Genomic DNA, 22193 nt, shown 5'->3' with positions numbered 1-22193 from the left:
GGCTAGAGCCGCCGCGGTGTGGGGCAGGGCAGGAGAAGATTAGCGAATGATTCCTTCGCGCTTTGCCTCCAAGATCCACATCGGAAATTCCTGCATCAGCCGTTCGTACAACTGCTCTTCCGTCATGTCGTGCAGGTCATCCAGGGCAAAGAATCCGCAGTTGTCCACGACTCTCCCGGGCATGGTGTCCAGTTTTTCCAGAATGCCGTAATTCCGGCCTGCTAAACCAACGTATTGCCAGAAGATTCCCAGCTTCGCTGCATCCACCATAAGTTGCGTGATCTTGCGGTTTTCAGACACGCCACCGTCGCTGATGAAAACCACAAACATAGGGGTTTTGTCTTTGGAAGCTTGGAAGGACTCGATCACTTTTTGGATCGCCTTCGGCTCATCATTGTAGCGCCGACCGACGTCCCACTTTGTCCAGCCGCTGTTGTCGGATTCGACAAAGTTCTGGTAGTTGTTCAGTTTCACAGGTGAGAGTCGCAATGGTCGTTCGGCGAATGTCCAGCACTCAAGTTCAGCGTCTGTATCTAGGGCGACGGCGATTGGCACAAGTCGATTTAGGACTTCCTGCACCCGGCCGGTTTTGTATTGATTTCTCATCGAGTCGGTGACGTCGAGCACGAGCAAAACGCGAGCTTTCATTCCAACCAGGCAGGCTTTCTCGAGGCTAACCTGTGCCTTCTTGGCCAGACTGACCAGCTCCGGCGCGACAGCAGCTACACGCTTCTCCAGAGAGATTGTGGAGGGAGATGGGGCCGGTGCCGCCTCTTCAGTAACTTCGCCGCCAAAATGCCTCACGAGAGCGTCCAAGCCCTCGGCAAACCCCTGAAGGTTAGAGGCCAACCGCCACTCCCCATTCTTTCGGTAAAGCTCAACGATCATTACCGCTTTCTCGGTTGTGAATGTGAGCCCTGAGAACGCGCAGGTCGCTCCTGTCTCACCAGTGGGGCTGATTACTTTGAAGTTGCCATTCCGGATGTCACTCATGGCCCCGGCACCATCGATAGAGGCTGTGAAGACCAAACGTTCGATAGAGGCGGGCAGGGTGGCTAGATTAATTTCAAACTGGCCGCCCGGGGCAAGCTTCACACTGCTGCAAGGCGTGACAGGCTGATTGAAGAAGACCATATAGCGATCGTCAGAAAGCTTGCCTTGGTCGTCGACACCGAAACAGACGAAGTCAATGACGCCGGGGCTTTCGATGTTGACCGAGAGAGTGAGGGAGAGACCGGGAACAATATTTGCCAGCGGCATGCGCTGGCCTTGGGTGATCTGCATGCATGGTTCCTTGTGACGATTAGAGCGCCTGATGATGAAGTGGCCATGGTGAAACAGCCGGTTCTGCACGGGTGGCTGGTTTATCCGTCGGCTTAAACCTAACGGCGCTCGACCTTCCTGCAAGTCTTATAAGGCCAGTGAGGTCGCAGCGGGAAGTTCCTATGGTAAGAACTGTTTTGTTCGTGGGCGCGGGGCGATTCAACATGAGTTGATGAGGCAGATGATGCTGGCATACAACCAAAAAAGAAATCCCGCGGCGGCCGTGTGCCGTCGCGGGAGTACTGGTCAAGCATGGATCTGCTCAAAGCGCCTGTAAACACGAAAGCTTAGACGTACTGCTTTTTGCCGCTCCTTGCGATTGGGCGCCCTTTAAATACGTGTGGGCCGTCCATGGTCAGTTCGATTTTGTCACCTTTCCGAGTCAGCCAGGGGGTGGCTTCACTGCCAGTTTTGGAGGTAACTCCGGATGGGCTCAAAAGGATGTGGTCATCATGGATTTCGATTTGGCCGATAACAAAAGTGTAAATCATTGAACTGAAGAAACCGCCAGCCTTGAATTCGAATGCGCACTCGACGACCTGGTCGCCGTATTCCATCCGCATCTTAGGTTTCAGTGATGCCACCGAAACCGCACCGTTATCTACCGCTGAATAAACGCTGCAGACCAGCGCTACCTTACCGCCCATGAGCTGCGAGATTGCTGGGTTAATTTCGACGGTTTCAATACCAGGAGCGGAGGCGCTGGCGCTGACTACGTCACCGGTATGGAAAACGAAGGGATCGACGTCAAAGGCCCCACGCTTGTCAGGTGCCTGGATGATGGACATTCGCCCATCAGGACGAAGGATGCCGATTCGAAGATCGAGGTCGTCGTTGTCAGATCCGTCGCCGTTATCAACCCACGTTGCGCTGACCCGAATTACCTTTGGAGCGGACGGCCCTTTTTCGAGGGACACCTTGTGGCTGCTGCCAGGCTTGTCCAGTTTAACCACGGTCTTGGCGATGTTGACGGGCTTTGGAGGCGGTGAAGGTGTCGCCGCCGGCGCGGAGGATGCATTGTCTTCAACTTCGATGCCATAAAACCCGCAGAGTCCGGCAAGACCTGAGGCGAAACCTTGCCATACAGAGCGTGCCTTGAGTTGGCCGTTCCGGACGTACAACTCAAGCACGATGATGCCCGTCTCTTGTGAGAAGGGCTCAGGTGCCAGTTCCAGGGTTTGGTCCCCGGCAATGACGATAGCGCGAAGGTCTTTGACTGCTTCGAAGCCGCCGGCGCTGCCGTCTTGCGTCAAAGTGATTGCGATCTTCGTGATGTTTGCCGGGAGTCGAGACGAGTCGAAGCTGATGCTGTGACTGACCGTGTCGCCACGAGCGATCGGGGGCGCGAATGTCGCCGCCCCTGAAGAGTGCTCGGGTGCATTGAAGAAAACCATGCCGCTGTCATCCACTACCTTGCCAGTGTCGGTGACCAAAAACGCAGTAAGGGTTACGTCTAGGTTGTTACCTGCCGCATGGGTAACTTCCACCCGCCCTTGGGAGGAAAAGATCGTTGTGTTCTCGCCGGGTTTGAGTGACTGATTCAATTCATGCCGCCTATTCCATGGGTTTTCGTAACGCATTGTTCATGCGCTGCGCTTTTGTTGTTTGAGCGCGAAGGCCGGCCAATGGGGAAACATCCCTCATTGGTGCTGATTGCATTGATGCAGTTTAACGGCTTGGCCGCCGGCGACCGCCGAGACATCCATTCTCCATTTACACACCGTCTGAAACCCAAGTTTGGAACGTACGAGAGGGAATGTTGTGCGCGACATTGAAAGTCCTCTCAGTCCCGTTAAGTTCTGTTCGTAGGAAACAAAAACATCTGCCCGGCGTTCTGCACCGGAATTCGACACGGCATTTTGAGTGGTGCGGTCTCCTGCTAGATGGCAATATGCTACATCTATTTGCGCTCCCCTCATCATCCAGGGTCTGGCGTTTAATTTCTGACAAGGACCCGTTGGATGCTAATCGCACTTGTGGTTTTGAACGCCCTTTATTTGATCTGCAGTCTGCTGTTCAACGCCGAGCTGCTCAACATGGCTGGCGCTGATATCCCCCTCCGAAAACTCGAAGTCCTTGAGACCTATAGCCAGATCCTGGCGGCGACGAGTATGTGCTTGCTGGTATGGCGAATCTGTTATCGACGATACCAAGGCAAGGGGAGGGTGCTGTGGGTTTGGCTCGGAGCATCGACACTTGTCGTTACGCCGTTGACGTGGTGGTTTCAGGGTGCGGCACCGGATTGGATCGCAGAGCAGTTCCCCGGCTCGCTACGGGTCAGTAGCCTCTACGCATACGTCACCAAAAAGGGATTGCTCTATGACTCCCTGACTATTCCGCAGATCCCCTATAAGGCTTACAAGGATCAGGGAGAGGGGAAGGCTTTTATAGCAAACCTCGGCGTTCTGATGAGTGTTCAAGGCTCTTACGTCGAGCGCATCGACAGGAACTTCCAAGGCTTTTCAGCTGCTGTTTTTCGTGGCTACACCGTCCGTAATGGAGACGCGTTATACGAGCGCTTGCAAGAAACTGTCGTGCCCTCAATCAGTGACATCAGCAGGGCGTATGCACAGCTTGAAGGTTTTCGTGCGGGAGGCATCTCGGGGAGTGAGTGGCGACCGATCAAATGGCCGAATGCAGGGGAAGATCTGGGATACCAGCCGACCATTGACGAGTACGCCCGGTCAATCAATCCCGGTGTGCGGACACGAGATGCTCTGGCCAACACCACCGAGGTTCGCCACATGGCGAAGACCAAACTCGGTCCTCTCTATGTGAAGGGCATGAACCTTCTGGCTACGCGAGAGCAGTACCAGGCTTATCTGCCTGGCATTGCCGACAACATGGCCTATGACGTCGCTCACACCGACATCCACGGGGCTGAAGGTTTGAACGTCCTCAAGAATATGTGGTTTATCCCCTTCTCCCTTCTTAGTGGGTTGTTCTTCGGCGGCATCAGTCTAGTGGTCTTGATCATCTCGGGTGTTGAGGCGCTTCGAAGCCTCCCCGGGCGAATTCGCTTCGTTCGACCGGTCGCCGTGATTTCGATCGTTATGCTGCCTCTCGTTGTTGGCAACGCAATTGTCGATAGCCCCGGTTATAGAGATGCGTTCAGGAGCTTGGGCAAACAGCCAGTTGTGCTTGCCACCGTTTTCCATTGGGCCATGTCCTCAGAAGCAATGCTTTACAACATTACAAGGCCTCTGCTGAAAGCAGAGTGACCTACACAAAGGGAGAGTCACCGTGCGTAAAAAGTTTCTCGTTTCAGTACTGGCATTGACCATCGCAGCATCAACCTCTGGCTGCGCTGAGTTGGGTATCAACAAGCAACAGGCTGGTACCGCAGTGGGTGTCGTTGCTGGCGCTGTCATCGGGCAGTTCATCGGGAAAGGCAACGGACGGATCGTGGCAACCCTTGTCGGCGGTGCACTGGGCGGTTACATCGGTAACAAAATCGGTGCAAAACTCGATGAGCAGGATCAGCAGGCTCTGGCACAACGCACGCAAGATGCATTGAACGCGTCGCCGAGCGGGTCCAGTCTGCCCGTGTCTTGGACATCGGCCCATTCTGGCGCGTCGGCGGAGATCGTTCAGGGCAAAGAGTTCACCCAAACCAAAACGGTTGAAGTGAAACGTGCTCCGAAGATCGTCGCCGTCCCTTCGATGAAGCTCATCAACGAACAGTACGTCACCAAAAGTAGTTCGAATGTGCGCGCCGCGCCTGAAAAAGGCGCAGACAAAGTGGGTGGTTTGAAACCTGGCACCGAGTTCACTGCCGTTGGTTCGACAGGCGACTGGATTCTTGTCGGCCGCAAGGGTGTAACTGTCGGCTACGTCCACAAAGATTTGGTTGAACCAAAATCAGTAGCCGTTGCGAAGCGTGTGAAGTCCGCGGCCAACCTGGACGAGATGAACGTCGCTGTTGACAAAGAAACAAGGGCCTTCGATCTCGATTCGATCCCGACGTTGCCAACTCAGCAGGTCGCTGCTGAAACGTCTTGCCGGCCGGTGACCGTGAGCCTCAAAGCGGCCGACGGAAACACTGTGCAGGAGAAGAACACCTTCTGCAAACAAGCCAACGGCACCTGGGAACTCATCTAAGGGATCTTCATGAAAAACCGCGCACTCGCTCTCCTTGTAGTGGGTGCTTGCGGCATCGCGCCGCAAGCCTGGGCACACCAGCTCGCCTACTCGAAGACAGAACAGATCCAGGTGAACGTTGATGGTGAGGCGACATCCTGGTGCAAACCAGAAGTGGCCATCACCATGCAGCGCCCAACTTGGGATGACCAGAAGCCGCTGAACACGCTTCTATCGAAGCTCCCGTATATTCTTGGCCAGGAATGCCCGACGGCCCAGGTCACCTGGAAAGCAGTCGACGCAAAGGGGGCGGTTTACGCCACCGGCGCGGGCAATGCGAGTAATCTGGGCCTGGCCACGCTGACTTCACCGACTGCCGCTACGGCCGCTGCCGCGCCCGCTGTTTCGGTAGCCCCCGTGGCTTCTCCTCCTACTCCACCAGCAGCTGTGGCGGCTGCATCTGTACTACCAGCCGTCGCTGCGCCTACTGAGCCTGCCGGTGCAGCGCCTGTGGTTGCTGCACCGGCCCCAGCGCCTGTAACGGCACCTGTGATACCACAACCAGCACCAGAGGCTTCACCCGTGCCAGTGCAACCGGTGCCGGTGGCTCAAGTACCTGTGACGGTTGCCCCTGTAGCTGCCGTGGCCACAGTACCTGTGGAGTCAGCTCCAGCCGCCCCCCCTAAGCCTGCCGCTCCAGCTGAAGCGCCGGCCGCTGTTGCCGCCGTTCCTACCGGTGACTTCGGCCGCTCATTGGTGCTGGACAACCGGAACCTGATGGGGATTACCGACGGAAGTGGATGCAAATGGGTTATCAGTAAGTCGGTAACTGATGAGTCCGATCCAAGTCTGTCCTTTGCGTCGACACCCGCCATGCCTTGCTCTGCATCGGGCTATGCCGAGGGGTCCTATGACAAATTGCGTTGGGCGGTACCGAACACCTATCGCGGTGATACCTGGTCAAAAATAACCGTGCACCCGAGCGGTCTGATGTTCAACCAGGCACTGGTCCCAGCGGTGAAAGGCAAGGCGCTTTCATTCCTGAATAGCCGGGCAGACCAAGCACTCTTTCAGTTGGGTGAACTGCATGCGCGTAGCATGAAGGTGTATTTGGCCTTTGAGCGCCCCAACTACCGTGTCCTGTCGCCGTTCTCCAGTGATCCGTATTATGTAGTGATCACTGCAGATGAGGCATTTGCTCTTGATGCGGTTGAGTTGAAGCGCGCTGTGGTTGAGGTCTACCAATTGGTGAAGGCAACGTCGCCAACGACCGTCGGCCTGTCGAACCTCTTCTTCGCCAAGAATTTCGAAGCGCTTTACCCCGAGGGATACGCGTCGGAAACCAAAGACAGCATTCTCAAAACGCGTATGGGCGAGAACCGTGGTGAGTTTTACTTCGATGCTCGCCAAGGGAATAACTTCGCCCTGCGTCGCGAGGAGATCCGCCTGAGAGAAGTACGTCGTCTGCAGCAGCAAATGGCAGAGCTGCACACACGCGTCTTGGCGCGTTACGAACAACTCAAATCCGGGATGAAGGAATTCGAAGGTCGGGAGGCTGAGGCGCTGGCGCAGATGGCTGGTATTAAAGTCACCTTCCCATCGCCGATCGCAATGCAGGACCCGAGCTCTTCAAAGTCCGCTGTGCCGATGATGATTCACGTCACTGGAAAGAGCGGCGACTTCTACGAGGTCGACTTCCCACGTAAGGGGCGTGTACAGGCTGATGCTGAACTGGAGAGCCAGTGGTACGTGCTGCCGGCGGCAAACATGACACCCTTCCTGCCGCTCGAAGACGGTCGCGCCGTTCCTACGTATCGCGTGTATACCGCTGGCCCGGCTGAGGCCTGCAAGCAAGACCACTGTGCTGACAGAGTGTCATTTGGTGCCGTACTGGCCAAGGAATTTCCTAGCGCCGGGATCGACTTCAACTGGACGCCTGCAGTCTCTCAGCAGCACGTGATTGATTGGCAGCAAGCATCTGTTCAAATTCAGTAAGGCAACCGACTATGAAAACGATGAACCAGAAGCACATCCTCATCGCCGCTGCGGTCGCCGGTATTGCGATTCTTGCAGCCGGTGTGGGGTTATCGAGCTCCGGCAAGAAGCAAGCGCTGCGTCAGTACGATGAGATGAAGGAACAGTACTTCCTCGAGAACGTCCTAAGCGAGGGAGATATTTCCTATTCCTTCTGGTCGGGAAATGTCACCGTTGAAACACCGGAAATCCGCCTGGTTGCGGCAGAGACCAACGGCGCAGATAAATTCCTGAAAGGGATTCTGGGGCTGCTCGGTGGAATGGACTCCGGGGCAAAAGAGTCTGCCCTGGTCGAATGGTCACGGTATCTGCTTTCTTCCAGTACTGGTGGAGGTCGTGCCGGTGGCGTTTACTTGAAGGCCGACACCCTCAAGGTTAGCCGCGAAGGTGATAACAAGAAGGGCGAGATTCATGTCCAATTGTTGGGCATGGACATGAGTACTCCTTACCTGTCGCACAAAGGCACAGATGTGGTCCTGCCCTCGGAAGTAGCGGATGAGATCCAGCCGCGCGCGGAGATGGATCAGTACGGAGGCGTGGTCAAGTCGCCCTACTCGTGGGGTAGCAATATCGTCCAACGTCTGCCGTTCACTGGTGCATTTATCACCGGCGCTACAGGGGAGTTCGGCACCAAAGTTGACTTGGACTTCAAGCTCACGCGCTCTAGCGACGGCGAAGGCTCGGTCGAGTTTGTAGTGGTGCATCGTAATGACGGCAGTGAAGTTGGCAGGATTGTGCGCGAGGCTAAATTTGCGTCCATCCCAGAGCTTGACGATGTCCAGGCGCAACTCAAGAGCGCGCTAAGTGGCTTCATCATGGGGGCTTACAGTACGTCCATGGGCCAGGCCGTAATTGCGGAAGCCGCAGGTGACTTTGCTCGTAAGACCAAGGTGGCCAGCTACTCGCTGACCTACAAGGGCTTCGACCAGTTAAAGGAGTCGTTCGACGAATTCAAGGCCGCTACCAGGCGTGAGGAGTTCACCGGCTTTTGCAATGAAACAGGCCTATCAGTTTATCAGAGTGACTTTGGAGTCAAGGGCAAGGATCACAGCGATTCGGAGTGCGCGATCGCTCAAAAGCTAGCCACCGATGCCAAGTTTGAAGAGTCCTACATTTTCAAGGAAGACAAGTCGTTATTTTCCGGCCTGTTCGTGAGCAAAAGCTTCACGCTTGAGACGAACTGATCACCACATTTCCTAGAACCTGGAGTGCGATCCGCCGTACTCCACGGTCACCAAAAAAATTTCAAGACAAAGGCAGGCATTTCATGACGAAGGTTTCCAAATGGGCAATCACGGCGTTCTGCTCGGTGCTGCTGGCCGCTTGCGATTCAAGCCAGGACAAAGCTGAAGAACTGGTCAAGTTGATGGGCATGGACGTCCAATACAAGATGGTAGTGCAAGTCGCCACGTCGGGTTATGCATCCAAATATCGCGAAGTCGCGCCAGAAAAAATCAAGGCCGTGATTGAGGACAACATTTCCCGGGACCTACTGAAAGATACCTTGGTCCAGGTATACGCAGATCACTTTGATGCCGACGAGCTCGAACTGATGATCGAGGCCAACAAGCATCCTGATCAGGCGATGAAAATTATTATGGGCTCTAAGGACGGCATGAAGTTGGCAAAAAAATCCATGGACGTCCAGGTGGATCTGCAGCGTGATATGGCCAAGGCGTTCGAGGATCGCGATGAGGACATTGTCGACGAACTGGACGACCTCCGAAAGGATGCCCGCGGCTGACCTTCATTTGCTCCGAACCACGGTAATCGACGCGGCTGCTACGGACAGTTCGAGGTAGCGTTTGGCAATTCATGGAGGGTGGGATGAGGTTTATTTTGGTAATGCTGCTGGTGCTCAGCGGCTTCGCTCACGCCGGTTGCGGCAGCATCAACAACGACGATCAACGCGCCTACTGCTACGTCAAAGAGGGGAATGGGAGCTGTGCGAGCATTAAGGACGACGATCTGCGCGCTACCTGCTATGTGGAGGCCGGCAATGGCAGTTGTGCGAGTATCCGTGATGATGACAAACGCAAATACTGCTACGTGAAAGAGGGCAACGGAAGCTGTGCAACCATCAACAATGACGACTTGCGTAACGCCTGCTACGTCGAAACAGGCAACGGGAGTTGCGCGAGTATCCGTGACGACGATCAGCGATACTTGTGCTACGCCAAGACTGGCAATGGCAGTTGCGGGAGCATCAAAAACGACGACTTGCGACGTCAGTGTGAAATGGTAAAGCGCTGACTGGCTTGCTTTTGCCAGGCCGGATAAAAGAATCTCACCTACAAAAAATGCCAGTCAGGTAACTGACTGGCATTTTTCATTCTGCGGCTAACGATCTTCCAAGCTGAAAAGGCGAGTGGTTCAACCGCTCAACCCAGTACTTCGCCCCTGGTCTTGCGCTTGAATCGCCGGCGCAGGAAAAACACCACAAACAAAATAAGCAGCGTGCCTACGGTGAGGAAAATCGTGTTGAACCAAGGAAACGGCTCTTCGCGACTGTTCGTGGCTTCGATGTCTGTGATGTTTGGGAACACGGACAATATTTGAATGCGCCAGCCGTAATAACGAATGAGAGCCAGCTGCTGGGCATCTCGTGAGTAACCCTGGGCCTTTGCCTGAACATCGGCCGCGTCAAACTTGAAGTACCACGGAAAACTCCACCCGGTATCTTCATTGCGATAGACCATTACGTTTTTCGATGTTGGGTGTTCAGTGTTAATGAAATACACATCCCGGGTAGGGCCGTCCGCGGGGTTTTCAGCATTAATGACGCCGTCATCATCCACACGTTTTACCTCGACGCCGGTGATGGCCACCACATCGTATTGCGGTAAAACATAAAACAGACCCAGGGCAGCGCCGGTGACCACCAGCAAAAACGCGCCGAGAATCACTCCTTTAATCCACTTCATGCGTGTGCTCCGTTATAGATGATCGAATTCTGCCCTAAATCGACCTAGGGATTTACTTTTAACAGTGACTTTTGGAAAAAACATGGTTAACAAATGTGTTTGCTCTAGACCTTGTATCTCGAAGGTGGCGAGCCAGCCTAATTGATTTTGGCTCTGTTAGGAGCGCCCAATAGCGAAGAAAATCACTACGTGCCCTGACTGTCATAAAAACCAGGGATATCTCCCTGGCCTGTATGGGTGGCCGCGAGATTTTTAACGAACAGATACCCAGCCTTCGACTACATCACCACCCCACTCAGCTTTCCACTCTTTCAGAATTTTGTGGTTGCCACCCTTTGTTTCAACAACTTCGTCGGTGTGTGGATTCTTGTAGACTTTTATCTGGCGTGGCGCTCGCTGGACCTGTTTACCGGGCACCGCTTTGGCAACCTTGCTCGCGGAAGCCTGCGGATCAAGGATATTGATCACGTCGCGGAGATTTTTCGCGTAGGAAGCCAGTAGGTCTTTCAACTTGGCTTCAAACTCGATCTCTTTTTGAAGCTTCGGGTCACCCTTGAGTGCTTCTCGACGGGCCTCCAATTCGAGGATATTTGCTTCAATGGTACGGTATTCGTTGATGAGGCTCATTTGGTGCTCCATATGATTACGATTGCGTTACTGGCAAGACTCGAGATCCAAATGCCGTAGTGGTCCAGCCTAGAGCTCTCTGAATCTGTTCTGCCTGAAGCGCCTTTGGTGAGAAAAGGAGGTGCTATTGCGAGGCGGAGATCAGAATTTAGGTTTCAGTCTCAGATACTAAGTCTACCAATCCGTTGATTCTTTCCCAACAGGTTTCAGTTAAAGCCACCTTGAACTGCGCTCCGGCTATCTGTGAAATCTCCTTTTGAAGCGTTAATACAGAACATGAGCGGTTCGAAGGCAAAAATAGAGATTTCAAAGGTGACTGTAACGGTCAGACTATTTTTTCAAAATGTCTGTTGGGAGTTGGATTGAAGGCGAAGTGCGGTCTTTAGGTCTTAGTGTAATACCAGATGTAATTTGTTTCCATGCGCTAGAAAAATGCACCACATCACGATGGAGCGCATTGATATGATGACGTAATTGCAAGCCTATACTCCTGGCCGTCGTGTTAAAAGTCGATGGTCAGCTAGGCGCCGCTGCTTCAAATTGATTGTTCATGAGCGCACGGACAAGGCATCCGATGGGTTGGTAATTTGGGGCTGCATGCAGAACGTTGTCATCATCATTTGAGAAGTCAAGATTGAATCCGTAATTTGCTTTGGACTTGAAACCTGAGGTCGTCGCCGTTATATTAACGGTTGGAGTGGGTTGGTGAGCTCTATCTAAATCTTGAATTCATATATAGGTATAAATGATGCTCATTGAAGTGTTACTTTTTTTAACGGTGTTGTGCCTAATCGTCATTCCTATTGCCGTGTACTTTGTAGCCAATTTCAGTATATGGTGGGTGATCGCCTTGTGTTTTATAGCGCTCTTTGCACTGGAGTGCCATGAACCCAAAAAGAAGAAAACGTGATGTATATGCTGGCTCCATTCCGTGGCTACATAATCTTTACAAATTTCTGTTGTGTAGTTCAGTACCTTATAGTCAAGTTGGCTCTGGCTTGAAACTGTCCAGCCAAGCATTAATCCACTATTTTTTTCAAGTGCGCTGGGAGTTAATTACTGCTTGCAAGGAAACTACCGAGAAAAGGTAGCCCGCAGCCATAGTGGTGCGGTAAGCTGTGGATATGCTCGGACAAGGGTGAATACCGTCGAGAAACCCTCAAAATCAGGCCAGGGTATTAATTCTCAGCTTTTCACTTCAAGTTGAAAAAGGGAAATTTCGGTGGAAACTAGTACAAAATCTCCAGTCGGCACTCGTGTAGTTTTGTATTTGGCTATCTTGTTAGTATTGGGAGGCTGTATCTATAATGGGCTCAGGATCTACATAGATAGGCAAACATACTCGCGAAGTGTTGCAGAGCTTGCCTTGCAAGCGTCGGCGCCAGTAACGCAGCGGATTGTAACGCGTGATGAGCATACTGAATACGAGAGGTGTGAAAGAGGTTTCTGTTGGAGTGCGCCTGATGAAGAAAGCCTAAAACAAGTAATGGAAATACAAGTTGGTGGAAATGGTGGGCTTCCCATGGTAGATACTGCTGCTTTTGAACAAGCCCTCAAACAACTGCAGGCGGACTACAGATCAATAAACAATTGACTTGGCACGATTCTATCATGAAGTTCTGAATTCCGATTTTCGGCCGGAGGCTGGGTTACTCAGTATCTGGGTGCATGTGTCACGATTCCTCAGCTTTCCAAACATACGGTAGTAACGCATTCCTAGTTGTGCGGGCCGCTATCGGTTGGCAAGATACTGAGTCTGAAACTGAGCACTGATACCATGATCTTCAAGTTACCCGGCGAGACCCTGCTTCGCCTTTGCGAAATTATTTCTGAGGCGCAGCGAGCCTTTACTGCCTCTCCGACGGTGTTGAGGTTTGAGAATGCGTTATTAGCGGAGGGTGTCTGTACGCTAACCGCGATAGGAACCCACTTGGTTGCCAATGAGAAACGGGGGTTTTCGGCCATTAAAGAACTGGTTGAAGACCTGGCCACTGTGTTTGACCTGTACATCCAGGGCATCTACCCCAGGCCTGAGTGCCTTGGTGATGAGGTTGAGGGCGAGAAGGGGTTGAATGCGGCCGATGCTACCTGGCTTCTCATCATGCTGGAGGCGATTGGGGTACAGGTTGATCCAAGTAGACTTGTTGAAGCACTCGTTACCCATATCGGGGATCGTAAACTTCTTACAGGCACTGAGTTCGACATCCTTCACTACAAGCATACCCTGGGAAAACGGCGGATCCAGTTGAATGCTGATCGAACCTTCCTTGAGGGGCCAGTTACCCAGAAGACGTTTAAAGACTCGATCGGGAATCGATACACCGTTTGTTCGCGGGGTGATCTGCCATATTCACTGGAAATCAGTGGGCCTAAATACCGGGAGCCCAAACCTCAGGAGGCGGTGACGTGCGACCTCTGCGGAATGCTCTACGTCACAAATCATCCTGGTGATGCGCGGCGGCACAAGACAACACACGATCGAGTGGTTCGCCGATTAAATCCCAAGCCGAGTGCGCGCCTTCAGAAGCGAGTCGTTACCGGGATTACCGGCGAACTCGTAGGTCCGGACGCCCCGCTGTGGATGCACGGTGAGGTGTACGAGAGGGCGGCAGCTTTCAGAAGGGAATTTGGTTACGATTTTATTCAGTGGCCTGGTGGCTCAAGTACACGCGCACCATCTGATTGGAGAGGCCATTTGTTTGCTGGCCCCGGGGGCGAAATCGCCGGAGCTTGCGCTTTCATGCATACAACGTCCAGAAAGGCTGAAGGAGAGTGGTCACTCCAATGGATCTGGATTGCCCCAATGTTCAGGCGTATGGGCCTCTTAGAGACCAGGTGGGCTGACTTTCAGCAAAGATACGGTGACTTCGATTTGGAAAAGCCTTTGTCTGAAGCCATGGTGAATTTCCTTTGGAAGCATGGATCAGAAGCACAGCGTGCGTCGTTGCCGGTCTTTTAGTTCAAAAAGGCTGCCCTAAGCTCATCCCATATAAGTCCGAGTATGTTGAGCAAAGCGACCCTTGCGGACCTTTAAGATTGGTTGGCTCCGTATGCTCTGGCGTAGACTGGGCAACTATTTTTAAAGCAATGGCGCGGCTCGACTGACCCGCTATATCAAATCCCGCAGTTACAAGTGGGGTTAGTCCGTAGAAGCCCCGGATAAGCCGCCTAAACGAGGAATCACGTTATGCCCGACCGTGGTCATCAAGCTAGCCACGCCCCAGCGTTTGAAACGAAGCCGGATCTTGAGCTTTACCAGACTGGTCACTACGGCGTAACCGGAATTGCCAATTACGATCCTGCACTTTGGGAGCGTGTTCGGCACATGGTCCGTCATAGGGCCAATTTAGACGGTCGAAGCGAAGGTATCGACTGGCTAACGGTGAGTAAAGGTCTGAATGCCAAGCGCGCTTCAATTAAGGGGCAGTGAGCGCAGCGCTACTAATCCCCAGGCTTCAGGCCCGGGGGCAAGTGCGCGCTGGACTGCGCTATGCACCTTATGTACTGCTACCTGCAGGGAAGACTCGTTGCGGCACGCAAGCACGTAGCTGAATACAGGTTCGATGCCCCCGAGACATTGGCCATCAGGTTCAATGTCCCATTTGCAGCGATGGCCATCAGCAATGCATTGCGTAGCAGTGGCTCAGCGGCTCGAAGCAATTCTGGACTTCAGCTACCACGCTCGCTTGCCAAGAGCACGCTGGTATCCCGTGCGGCAGACTTGACTAGGGTCATGACACGAGGTGCAAACTCTAAGGAGTCGTCAGTCCTGTAACGCTTGCCCATTAGCCACCACGCGTCTGCATATACCATAAGGGTAAAGCCAATCTTGCGGCTTTCCTTGCAGCGGGCTGTGACGTCGGGGAGGCGAGATCCTGAATGTAGTGCAAGTTGTCCAGGCAACGTACTGCGATACCGCAACGCTCGCCTGTGAAGGCCCCCCTCGTTAAACCTTCCAAATACTAAATCAACCCTCTTCAGGCTACGACGGTGCCCCGGGCTTTCACAGTCAGGTTTTGAGTTGTGCCCCGTTTAGAGCCGCAGTAGGGTAGATATCCCAATCCGAGGTCCAGACCTCCCGACCCTTGATGAGGCGATTACCAATGCTTGGTTGCTGCGGCGCAGAACGCATGAAATTCAAACCCAACGAAGATGAGGTTGATCAGGAACGCCTCGAGAAAATTGTCGAGAATTTGACCGTAGGCGACTGGGACGACTCAGTCATTGAAAAGCTGCGAGTGTGCAGCTGTCCTTGTCATGTCGATGGCCGTAACGTCATGTGCTGAAACTGTGGCCTTTCGCACCGCGGAAGCTTGCTCCCTGCTTAGTGTTTGATATGCATTGAGGGCGGCCAGCAGGTTCAGGTATCGAATGGCTGTAGGCATAGCTTCAGGAGCGTAGATTCGTGAGGGAGGAGTTAATGTCCAATGACCGCATCAATGATGCGAGAGCAAGAGAGGTCCTTGAGCGCGCGGCTACTGAACTCCTCGCCAAAGGCTGTGAGGAATTGGCTTTTGATATCCAACAACTTCTGCTCGAGACCATAGACGTCCCGGTGGAGTACGGCTGCCTGTGCTGTGGGGGCAAGCACTCTCCGTGGACAGCGCATTGCATTCATTGCAATCCCGGCCAGCACTTAACTTCAAACACGGCTGAAGCATTAAAGGCCTGCAGCTGGACCAACACACCTCAAGTCAACAAGGAAGTGCTCACGAGAGCAATTCAGGAGCTTGAGGCGGCAACTCGTACTCGTGACTTCACCAAAGATCTGCTGTCTGCATTCATCGCGGAGTGGAACGGCTATCTGGTGCTTGATCGGGTCGGTGAAGGCTCTGATGCCAGATTCGTCTATCCCGAGGTTGAGCTGGCGTTTGTCAGCTGGTGCAAGGGCGGGATCAAACTGAATGCAGCGCTGAATCAACTTGCAAACCAACGAGTTGTCGTCAAGCGACTGCGGCAAGAAATAAATGATCTCACTGAAACGGCCGAAAAAGTGGAAATCGAGCTGGAGTCCAGCCTTCACCATGCGCAACAGCGTGACACCGAAGCTTTCGGGCTTCTCAATCGGATCCTCAAAGGAACTCCCAGTGTTTCCAAGGGAGAGCTTCGAACTTTCCTCAAACGTGCGGAATCACTGAGGGCCTGGGGTGGCCAGTCCATGGCCCAGCCCCGTTTGAATCCCCCAATGGAGTAGCGGGATAGGTTCCAACTGCCGGCAGAAGAGAAAAGTGGGAGCGACATGCGTTGGGTTAGGCGAAGGGGGCGGCAGCCTGATCAAAAACCGTCGCATAGCGACCCTGGTCGTGAGTCTCCTGCAGTGCTGCACGAAGCTGGGCCAACTGCTCATACCCAGCCAACGCCTCTACCAGTTCCGCGACACCAGCTTTTTCCGGAAGGGTTGTGAGTACCTGGTCGAGCTGCTCGACCTGAAGATCATCAAGGGCAACAACGGCCCCCGACTGCAACAGATCCGACAGATACGCCAATTCCGGAAGAAAGCCCTTGCCCTTGCCAATGCGTCCGTTATTCGCCAGATCGATCTTAGCTTCCTCACCGGTTGCGGATTTCATGGTTACGATATTTGTGGTCATTTGACTCCCCGTATGTTGAGCGCGTGGTCGCGTCTCTATGTGCACAGCTCCGACTGGCCTGGATTTGAGTGTTGCAGAGCGCCGCTTTATTCGATTGGATCAGTAGGCCAGGTCTGCTTGAAACTCGTGCTCACACTCGGGGCAGGACAGTTCGATATCCCGGCTGGCCTCTGTGTCGTGCTCGCAAGTCTGAATACCTTCAGCAGCAATGTCGTGAGTTTCCAACACATCAAACTCCTGCTTGCACGCAGGGCAGCTAACGAGGAGGGTAAGCGACCAAACAGCCTTAACGTTGGGGGTGGCACTCATTACAGAGATCCTTGAGGATTTGCATCCCAGCGCGGCTCTTGCCGGTGCCGGGTTTCTACCGGGTCACTTCTTGTAGAGGCGAACCCAGTCCTATGGCTGGACATATTGTGGTTTGCCCTGTTCATCAGTGATCCACTTGCCGGAGTCGGTACCAGGTATAGGGCCACACACCTGACCAAATATCTGCCATCCATGCTCATTGCCGGATTCCTTCCCGATGCGGACCATATTGAGTTGGCATTCCTGCCCAAGCATCTTGGCAGTTACCAACGCGTGGTCGCCATCAATCTTAGGCGTTCCCACGAGAATGAACCGAGTTGCCATATAATCCTTTGCTAATGCCCCGGCAGCCTCTGATGTACCTGATTCGGCGCTCTTAGCCGACGCGCACATGGACGCCATGAGCAATGCGATGAATAGTGCAGATTTCATTTGGATTCTCTTCTTGAACTATGTGAAAAAATGGCCCCGCATTATGGCGGGGCTGGGAGTATTGCTGGGCATATGCATCTATCACCGGCTGGGCACAGCAACCCCCTTTTGGTGATAAACATCGACGCGGCTACATACGAGTGGCAGGCGAGGCCGGCTTGCTTTTCAGTTCCTGAATTAGAGGGCCGAGCGCTTGCATATCGGCATTCAGGTTAACGAGCTTGAGCATATTTTCAACTGTGAAGAAGGCGCGGCCGGCGTCAACCACTTCCTGGGCTTTGATCAGGTCCTGCGGGACACGTCCGACCCATTTCGCAGTGCTTTGCAGCACGCGCGGTGACATGCGTTCAATGTCATCTATGGATTGTGTGGCGAATTGCTCAAGCGGCAGAACTAGGTTCGTCACCAGCATGTCTTTGAAGTTGGCGGCGAGGAACGTTAGTCCCGAGAGGGTGGTGACCAACACCTCTTTCGTCGGCAAGTCCTTTCTGGACTTCTTGTTGGTCGTCTCCCAGTAGGCAGCAGCCTCATCTGCGGTCATGGGTTCATCACGGATGATCCGATCCTGGCCTCTATCAGCTCGCTGTTTGAGCTGGGTATAGAACGGAGTGCCTACGGCCCCCATGAAACGGCGCTTCAGCTCTGAGAGCTCGGTATGGGCTTGCTTGAGGCTGCTCGCTGCCAGGATCAGCGAAGGGATGTCTTCACGTGCGCGCATGATGGAATCAATTCGGCGCTGCCGAGATAGGGCTTTGTCGATCCGCTGGCGCTCTAGGGTGAAGCTGATCCCGAAATGCTTGCGACCGCAATGGCCTCCAATGCCAGTCTCAAGTCCATCCGTAGTGGTGATGAGGTAGCCTCGACGATGCGGGGTATGGCAGGACTCGATGCCGCAGGGGATCGAATCGAGAAAGTGGTAGGGCATGACAACAGCGTCGAAGCCGCGATCGCTTTTGGGGCGGAACGCTAGCGATTGCGTGAAGTTCGGGCGCTTGGCGAGATCTTCAAAGCTGTCCAGGACAATTATCGATTGCTCCAAATCGCGTACCTCCGTTGACTGAACTGGCATTCTACCACTACTGGTAATGCAAACAGTGTTCAGGCCGGCGCAGATATTTGAAAGCCTCGCCCGCAACAGCATCAGCGCGGCGGGCAGTAGGGAATCCACTGATTACCGTCTACCATGCCGCGGCGGAGATGGGTGAGCCCGCTACGTCTTGGAGTGTCCATTCTGAATGCGCTCATAAATAATGGCGGCCGCGGCCTGAGCATCCCGGTCAAGTTCTGCGCTCATCGGAGCAATATCCAGCCCTTCGTCACCATCCACGTAGAAGTCGCCGCCCTGGTCATCATCAAACTCTTCTCCTGCGTATTGGCCACCGGCGTGGTATGCCCGCAGCGTCCCGACCGTGACATCTCTTCCGAGTAGACGGCTCAGATGAATCCACGTCCAGGTTTCAACGGTCGGAGCATCTCTGTCAGCGCTCACCAACCGGTGTAACGCTTCAGTGTCACCATTGCGTGCGGCTACCTGGGACCATGACATCGCCAACAAAGTCAAACCTGCAGCCTCAGCGAGGGTTGCAACCCGCCCGGCGAGTCCCGGCACCCCTGCATGCGAATCTAGGACTGCGAAGTCCTCCGCGGTTACAGCAATCCGCTTTTGCAATTCGTCGAGCTCAAAAAAGATAGCTTCAGGATGGCCAGATGCGGATGCCTTCGATAGATGAAATTCGGCACGCTCTATCAAACCCTCTTCGAAGAGAGCTTCGACGGCAAGTTGTTTCTCAGAACCTGATAGTTGTCGGCCTAAGCGCATCTGGAGCAGCCAGTAGACCGACCCTGAGTCATGATGCTTGACCAGCCGCTCGTAGATCCGGAAAAGGGCGTAATGCGCGGACGGGTTCTTGCAGCTGAAATCCTCAAGCATCCCCAAGGAAAGCCGCAGTTGAGGTGGCTCCATATCAAGGAGGCAGCCGTGCAGCTCCTCGAGGGCGAACTCGGTGGCATGGTCGATTGAAACCTGATCATCGTATAGGCCAAGCACCCCTGCGAGGGGAATCGCTGCCAGCTCATGGCGCTGTGCAAAAGACTCCACCACCAACGCAGTGAGGCGTGGAGAGCCTGCAGCCTGGAGTGCGACATGCCGTTCTGTGGCCCGCCTAAGATCTAGAAGCCCAGCCAGAAGGAGCCGAACGTTCTCGACTGCGTTGCCATCGCACCCGCTGAGCGAGACGATGAATGCCTGGCTATTCAGGCTTGCAAACGAGTCATACCCCAACAGCGCTGAAAGCAGTTCGTACGTGTGGCCAACCGAAGGTTTTTCGCCTGTCTGTTCAGCAAGGTTCTGGCGCAGGGAGAATACAAGTTCTTTGAGCAGCATGAGTCAATCCTCAAAGCTCGCCGACGGAGTGTGGGGTGCGCGTTTAAGACCTGTCGACGAGCGAGAGGGTTGAACGAGAATTTGGTGGTGCAAAGCCGGTTTCTACTCGCGCACAAGTATGCCTGGCGGCGCGGCCAATATAGTCGATGTTCAAGGAGGAGGGGTAGAGTGAAAGCTTTTTTTGATTAGGCTTCAAATGGGGCCGGCCTACAGTCAAACCGACTTGAATGCTCGTGTGGAAGTTCGTTCTACTCAACAGGGCTAGGCGCAGCGTTTCTGAATTCTGTGCGATCGTGAGCCCAGTCGTTATGATGAGCCGACTATTCGTTTAACACTTTGGCAATGCTCCGGTGAGCATGCTGAAGACTGTTCGAGGTTGGCTATGAGCATTAAGTCCCCCGTATTCACTGAAGCCCAGGTTGGGGCTGCACTGGCACAAGCTGCTGGGCTGATTTTTCACCCGCAGCTTTTCCGCCCGATGCCAAAGATCACGTTAGGTGAAGTTGGGGCTCCATCACAGACTGAGCCGCCCGCTGACGATTGGTCGGGTAAGATCGCATCTTCATTTGTCCGGCTTCCTGTTTTCGCAGATTTCATCCAGCGATGCGCTGCTGATGCCCATAAGGCCCTTTCGAATGATGACCCCAGGGTCAATCCGGCCGGCATGAAGGCAGACGAGATGTGCAGCTCATCACATGCGCAAACGGTGCTGGCGCGCGTCCGTGATGAATTGATAAAGAATCCCTACGATGTCAAGTGGATTGGAGTGGTTGTCTTCGCACTAATCCGTACGCTTGAGGAGACAGTCGACAACGCGACCACCTCGGGTGATAAGTCAGACATGTCATTCGCCGTTTCTATGATGAACAGCTCACTGGTAGCCGCAGATGCATGGGAGCTCGGCTTCGTAACGAAGCGTACGTTCACAGTCCCTCAAATCGAGACGAGCCTCAGAAAACACATATCAGAACGGGTAGTCATAGCGCTTGCTTCGATGGTTGCGGTCGATCCTGGCGCAGCGTTTTTCAATGAGCATGCACCCGTACGCCTTCACTGATCACTAGGAGTAAGGATTGCCCCATGTTCCTGGGACCAGATCAATACAGCGCCGCTTTGATGCGGATGGTCGCTGAAGAGTCTTCGCTGGACGTTGCTGTGGCGTTTTGGGGGAAGGGTGCTGAGATGAAAGTGCATCCTGATGAGACGAAACCTATCCGCATCATCTGCAACCTGCTAAGCGGCGGGACGAACCCCTGGGTCATTGCACGCTTTCTTAAGCGAGCTGAGTTGAATTCCAACATCCAGATCCGCCAATGCGATGTGCTACATGCAAAGGTTTTGGTAGGCCGGTCACAGGCGATCATTGGCTCGGCCAATATCTCCGCTAACGGCCTTGGTCTTGATGGCGATGAAACTGGCCGATGGATTGAGGCAGGTGTACATACAGTAGCCATCGAAGAGGTAGAAAGTGCCCGAGCCTGGTTCGACCAGCTATGGAACACCGCTAGTGTTCGCGTGATAACGCGGGATGACGTCGCGAAAGCAATTGTGGCTTATAAGCGGCATCGAGGTACGCGGCCGGACTGCAGCTCCACTGGACCCTTTAGCTTCTCGAAATTCACGCCGGCGGATCTGATCGACAGGGATGCGTACGGTTTGCTGTATGTGAGCGGCCCCTCGGATGACGCCAAGGCAGCTACTGCGCGACACGCTGCCGCCGAGTCTAAGGCGTTGGGGGCAATTCCTGGTAAAGGCACCGAGCGCTGGTCATTTGAATGCTGGCCTGAGGACCTGAACACAACTGGCAAGGTCGAATACTTGGCCATGCTCTGGAATCAGGAGAAAGCCAATGTAGTCGTCGACGGTCCGTGCGTTATGACGGCGACTCAGCTGGAGTTTACGTACTCAGAAGGTGGTCAGCCTGGCTGGTTAGATTTGGCGAGACCGACGTCGACGCTGATCGGCCACAGCTTGAACAAAATGGAATGCCGGGCTTTGGCCAGGGAGTTGAAGCCGTACATGCAAACTGTGTGGGACGAGTCAGAGATATTGGACGAAGGTATGCGGCGTATTCACCTCAGTCACATTGCAGAGATAATTGAGCGGTGAATGATTGACCTCGTTTGCAGATTAGGCCTTCTGAGCAGCATCATCTACAATTCGAGTAGAGTGAGGTATTGGCGGAGGCTGGAGTAGGTTGACGACCCAAAAGCCTACCATCGAATTTCCGCCAACTCCCAAAGGCGGTAATTTACAACTAACTGATTTCTAAGGCTTTGTTCCTCATTCTTGCGATTATTCGCTTCCTATCATTAGATCAGTTTTCTTGCTCCCTCAGCGGGAGCATGAGATCCATTAATGTGAAAAGCAGGTATGGAAACCTCCTTCTTACGTATAGCATGGTTTGCCCGCTTCCTACCTGTCACTCATCCGGATTTCATGTGTGGTTTATGGCGTGACATCCTGAATAAGCGCGTTAATCTTGTCGTG

The 22193-nt window shown here is 53.7% G+C and carries 22 protein-coding genes; 13 read left to right on the top strand and 9 right to left on the bottom strand.

Going from position 1 to position 22193, the window contains the following annotated elements; genetic code table 11:
• Positions 1–39: 39 nt before the first annotated feature.
• Both P5706_RS34860 and P5706_RS34855 read right to left on the bottom strand, forming a co-directional pair.
• On the bottom strand, positions 40–1284 hold the full coding sequence (locus tag P5706_RS34860; protein ID WP_078465798.1) for a VWA domain-containing protein: 1245 nt from the start codon (positions 1282–1284) through the stop codon (positions 40–42).
• A 326-nt stretch (positions 1285–1610) separates the two neighbouring features.
• On the bottom strand, positions 1611–2867 hold the full coding sequence (locus P5706_RS34855) for a TerD family protein (RefSeq protein WP_078465797.1): 1257 nt from the start codon (positions 2865–2867) through the stop codon (positions 1611–1613).
• Positions 2868–3284: 417 nt separating this feature from the next.
• Between P5706_RS34855 and P5706_RS34850 the strand changes: the two genes are divergently transcribed.
• The 6 genes from P5706_RS34850 (at position 3285) to P5706_RS34825 (ending at position 9690) form a co-directional block, all read left to right on the top strand.
• A complete protein-coding gene (locus tag P5706_RS34850) occupies positions 3285–4544 on the top strand; it encodes a hypothetical protein (RefSeq protein WP_169904190.1) in 1260 nt (419 codons plus the stop codon).
• Between the two features lie 22 nt (positions 4545–4566).
• Positions 4567–5424: an SH3 domain-containing protein gene (locus tag P5706_RS34845; RefSeq protein ID WP_078465796.1), complete on the top strand. Its 858-nt coding sequence runs from the start codon at positions 4567–4569 to the stop codon at positions 5422–5424.
• A 9-nt stretch (positions 5425–5433) separates the two neighbouring features.
• Positions 5434–7398: a hypothetical protein gene (locus P5706_RS34840; RefSeq protein WP_078465795.1), complete on the top strand. Its 1965-nt coding sequence runs from the start codon at positions 5434–5436 to the stop codon at positions 7396–7398.
• A gap of 11 nt (positions 7399–7409) precedes the next feature.
• Positions 7410–8621 carry a hypothetical protein gene (locus P5706_RS34835; RefSeq protein ID WP_078465794.1) on the top strand — a complete coding sequence of 404 codons (1212 nt, stop codon included), beginning with the start codon at positions 7410–7412 and terminating at the stop codon, positions 8619–8621.
• Between the two features lie 83 nt (positions 8622–8704).
• The gene (locus P5706_RS34830) at positions 8705–9181 is read left to right on the top strand and encodes a DUF2059 domain-containing protein (RefSeq protein WP_078465793.1); all 477 of its coding nucleotides are present in this window, start codon (positions 8705–8707) and stop codon (positions 9179–9181) included.
• A gap of 83 nt (positions 9182–9264) precedes the next feature.
• Positions 9265–9690: a hypothetical protein gene (locus P5706_RS34825; protein WP_078465792.1), complete on the top strand. Its 426-nt coding sequence runs from the start codon at positions 9265–9267 to the stop codon at positions 9688–9690.
• 128 nt (positions 9691–9818) lie between these two features.
• Here P5706_RS34825 and P5706_RS34820 read toward each other — a convergent pair whose 3' ends face one another.
• Entirely contained in the window at positions 9819–10361 is a 543-nt protein-coding gene (locus tag P5706_RS34820; RefSeq protein ID WP_078465791.1) for a DUF1523 family protein, read from the bottom strand.
• Between the two features lie 252 nt (positions 10362–10613).
• Positions 10614–10988, bottom strand: a complete 375-nt coding sequence (locus P5706_RS34815; protein WP_078465790.1) for a histone-like nucleoid-structuring protein, MvaT/MvaU family — start codon at positions 10986–10988, stop codon at positions 10614–10616.
• A 1222-nt stretch (positions 10989–12210) separates the two neighbouring features.
• On the opposite strand from P5706_RS34815, the gene P5706_RS34810 reads away from it, so the two are divergent.
• The 5 genes from P5706_RS34810 (at position 12211) to P5706_RS34790 (ending at position 16182) form a co-directional block, all read left to right on the top strand.
• Positions 12211–12582, top strand: a complete 372-nt coding sequence (locus P5706_RS34810; RefSeq protein ID WP_153045949.1) for a hypothetical protein — start codon at positions 12211–12213, stop codon at positions 12580–12582.
• A gap of 183 nt (positions 12583–12765) precedes the next feature.
• Entirely contained in the window at positions 12766–13947 is a 1182-nt protein-coding gene (locus tag P5706_RS34805) for a C2H2-type zinc finger protein (RefSeq protein WP_078465789.1), read from the top strand.
• Between the two features lie 228 nt (positions 13948–14175).
• Positions 14176–14418, top strand: coding sequence for a hypothetical protein (locus tag P5706_RS34800; protein WP_078465788.1), 243 nt, complete (start codon positions 14176–14178; stop codon positions 14416–14418).
• Positions 14419–15118: 700 nt separating this feature from the next.
• A complete protein-coding gene (locus tag P5706_RS34795; protein WP_155007503.1) occupies positions 15119–15274 on the top strand; it encodes a hypothetical protein in 156 nt (51 codons plus the stop codon).
• 134 nt (positions 15275–15408) lie between these two features.
• Positions 15409–16182, top strand: coding sequence for a hypothetical protein (locus P5706_RS34790; protein ID WP_153045948.1), 774 nt, complete (start codon positions 15409–15411; stop codon positions 16180–16182).
• A gap of 55 nt (positions 16183–16237) precedes the next feature.
• On the opposite strand, the gene P5706_RS34785 is transcribed toward P5706_RS34790, so the two are convergent.
• From P5706_RS34785 to P5706_RS34765, 5 genes are all read right to left on the bottom strand, one after another.
• Positions 16238–16579, bottom strand: a complete 342-nt coding sequence (locus P5706_RS34785; protein WP_078465785.1) for a hypothetical protein — start codon at positions 16577–16579, stop codon at positions 16238–16240.
• A gap of 99 nt (positions 16580–16678) precedes the next feature.
• Positions 16679–16888, bottom strand: a complete 210-nt coding sequence (locus tag P5706_RS34780) for a hypothetical protein (RefSeq protein WP_078465784.1) — start codon at positions 16886–16888, stop codon at positions 16679–16681.
• A gap of 90 nt (positions 16889–16978) precedes the next feature.
• Complete coding sequence (locus tag P5706_RS34775) at positions 16979–17320, bottom strand: hypothetical protein (protein ID WP_078465783.1); 342 nt, start codon at positions 17318–17320, stop codon at positions 16979–16981.
• Positions 17321–17450: 130 nt separating this feature from the next.
• Positions 17451–18488 carry a hypothetical protein gene (locus P5706_RS34770; protein ID WP_153045947.1) on the bottom strand — a complete coding sequence of 346 codons (1038 nt, stop codon included), beginning with the start codon at positions 18486–18488 and terminating at the stop codon, positions 17451–17453.
• A gap of 42 nt (positions 18489–18530) precedes the next feature.
• A complete protein-coding gene (locus P5706_RS34765) occupies positions 18531–19703 on the bottom strand; it encodes a hypothetical protein (RefSeq protein ID WP_078465781.1) in 1173 nt (390 codons plus the stop codon).
• A 382-nt stretch (positions 19704–20085) separates the two neighbouring features.
• On the opposite strand from P5706_RS34765, the gene P5706_RS34760 reads away from it, so the two are divergent.
• Together P5706_RS34760 and P5706_RS34755 are read left to right on the top strand one after the other, a co-directional pair.
• The gene (locus tag P5706_RS34760) at positions 20086–20760 is read left to right on the top strand and encodes a hypothetical protein (RefSeq protein WP_078465780.1); all 675 of its coding nucleotides are present in this window, start codon (positions 20086–20088) and stop codon (positions 20758–20760) included.
• Positions 20761–20783: 23 nt separating this feature from the next.
• On the top strand, positions 20784–21812 hold the full coding sequence (locus P5706_RS34755) for a phospholipase D family protein (RefSeq protein ID WP_078465779.1): 1029 nt from the start codon (positions 20784–20786) through the stop codon (positions 21810–21812).
• The last annotated feature ends 381 nt before the right edge of the window (positions 21813–22193 follow it).

It is taken from the genome of Pseudomonas sp. ChxA, assembly GCF_030263855.1.
In the GTDB taxonomy this organism is placed as follows: domain Bacteria; phylum Pseudomonadota; class Gammaproteobacteria; order Pseudomonadales; family Pseudomonadaceae; genus Aquipseudomonas; species Aquipseudomonas fluorescens_CB.
This window is presented reverse-complemented; position numbering and strand designations above follow the sequence as displayed.

Coding starts and splice junctions, on each gene's coding strand:
- P5706_RS34860 (WP_078465798.1), bottom strand. CDS start 1,284: ATGCAGATCACCCAAGGCCAGCGCATGCCGCTGGCAAATATTGTTCCC.
- P5706_RS34850 (WP_169904190.1), top strand. CDS start 3,285: ATGCTAATCGCACTTGTGGTTTTGAACGCCCTTTATTTGATCTGCAGT.
- P5706_RS34840 (WP_078465795.1), top strand. CDS start 5,434: ATGAAAAACCGCGCACTCGCTCTCCTTGTAGTGGGTGCTTGCGGCATC.
- P5706_RS34835 (WP_078465794.1), top strand. CDS start 7,410: ATGAAAACGATGAACCAGAAGCACATCCTCATCGCCGCTGCGGTCGCC.
- P5706_RS34830 (WP_078465793.1), top strand. CDS start 8,705: ATGACGAAGGTTTCCAAATGGGCAATCACGGCGTTCTGCTCGGTGCTG.
- P5706_RS34825 (WP_078465792.1), top strand. CDS start 9,265: ATGAGGTTTATTTTGGTAATGCTGCTGGTGCTCAGCGGCTTCGCTCAC.
- P5706_RS34820 (WP_078465791.1), bottom strand. CDS start 10,361: ATGAAGTGGATTAAAGGAGTGATTCTCGGCGCGTTTTTGCTGGTGGTC.
- P5706_RS34815 (WP_078465790.1), bottom strand. CDS start 10,988: ATGAGCCTCATCAACGAATACCGTACCATTGAAGCAAATATCCTCGAA.
- P5706_RS34805 (WP_078465789.1), top strand. CDS start 12,766: ATGATCTTCAAGTTACCCGGCGAGACCCTGCTTCGCCTTTGCGAAATT.
- P5706_RS34800 (WP_078465788.1), top strand. CDS start 14,176: ATGCCCGACCGTGGTCATCAAGCTAGCCACGCCCCAGCGTTTGAAACG.
- P5706_RS34795 (WP_155007503.1), top strand. CDS start 15,119: ATGAAATTCAAACCCAACGAAGATGAGGTTGATCAGGAACGCCTCGAG.
- P5706_RS34790 (WP_153045948.1), top strand. CDS start 15,409: ATGTCCAATGACCGCATCAATGATGCGAGAGCAAGAGAGGTCCTTGAG.
- P5706_RS34785 (WP_078465785.1), bottom strand. CDS start 16,579: ATGACCACAAATATCGTAACCATGAAATCCGCAACCGGTGAGGAAGCT.
- P5706_RS34780 (WP_078465784.1), bottom strand. CDS start 16,888: ATGAGTGCCACCCCCAACGTTAAGGCTGTTTGGTCGCTTACCCTCCTC.
- P5706_RS34775 (WP_078465783.1), bottom strand. CDS start 17,320: ATGAAATCTGCACTATTCATCGCATTGCTCATGGCGTCCATGTGCGCG.
- P5706_RS34765 (WP_078465781.1), bottom strand. CDS start 19,703: ATGCTGCTCAAAGAACTTGTATTCTCCCTGCGCCAGAACCTTGCTGAA.
- P5706_RS34760 (WP_078465780.1), top strand. CDS start 20,086: ATGAGCATTAAGTCCCCCGTATTCACTGAAGCCCAGGTTGGGGCTGCA.
- P5706_RS34755 (WP_078465779.1), top strand. CDS start 20,784: ATGTTCCTGGGACCAGATCAATACAGCGCCGCTTTGATGCGGATGGTC.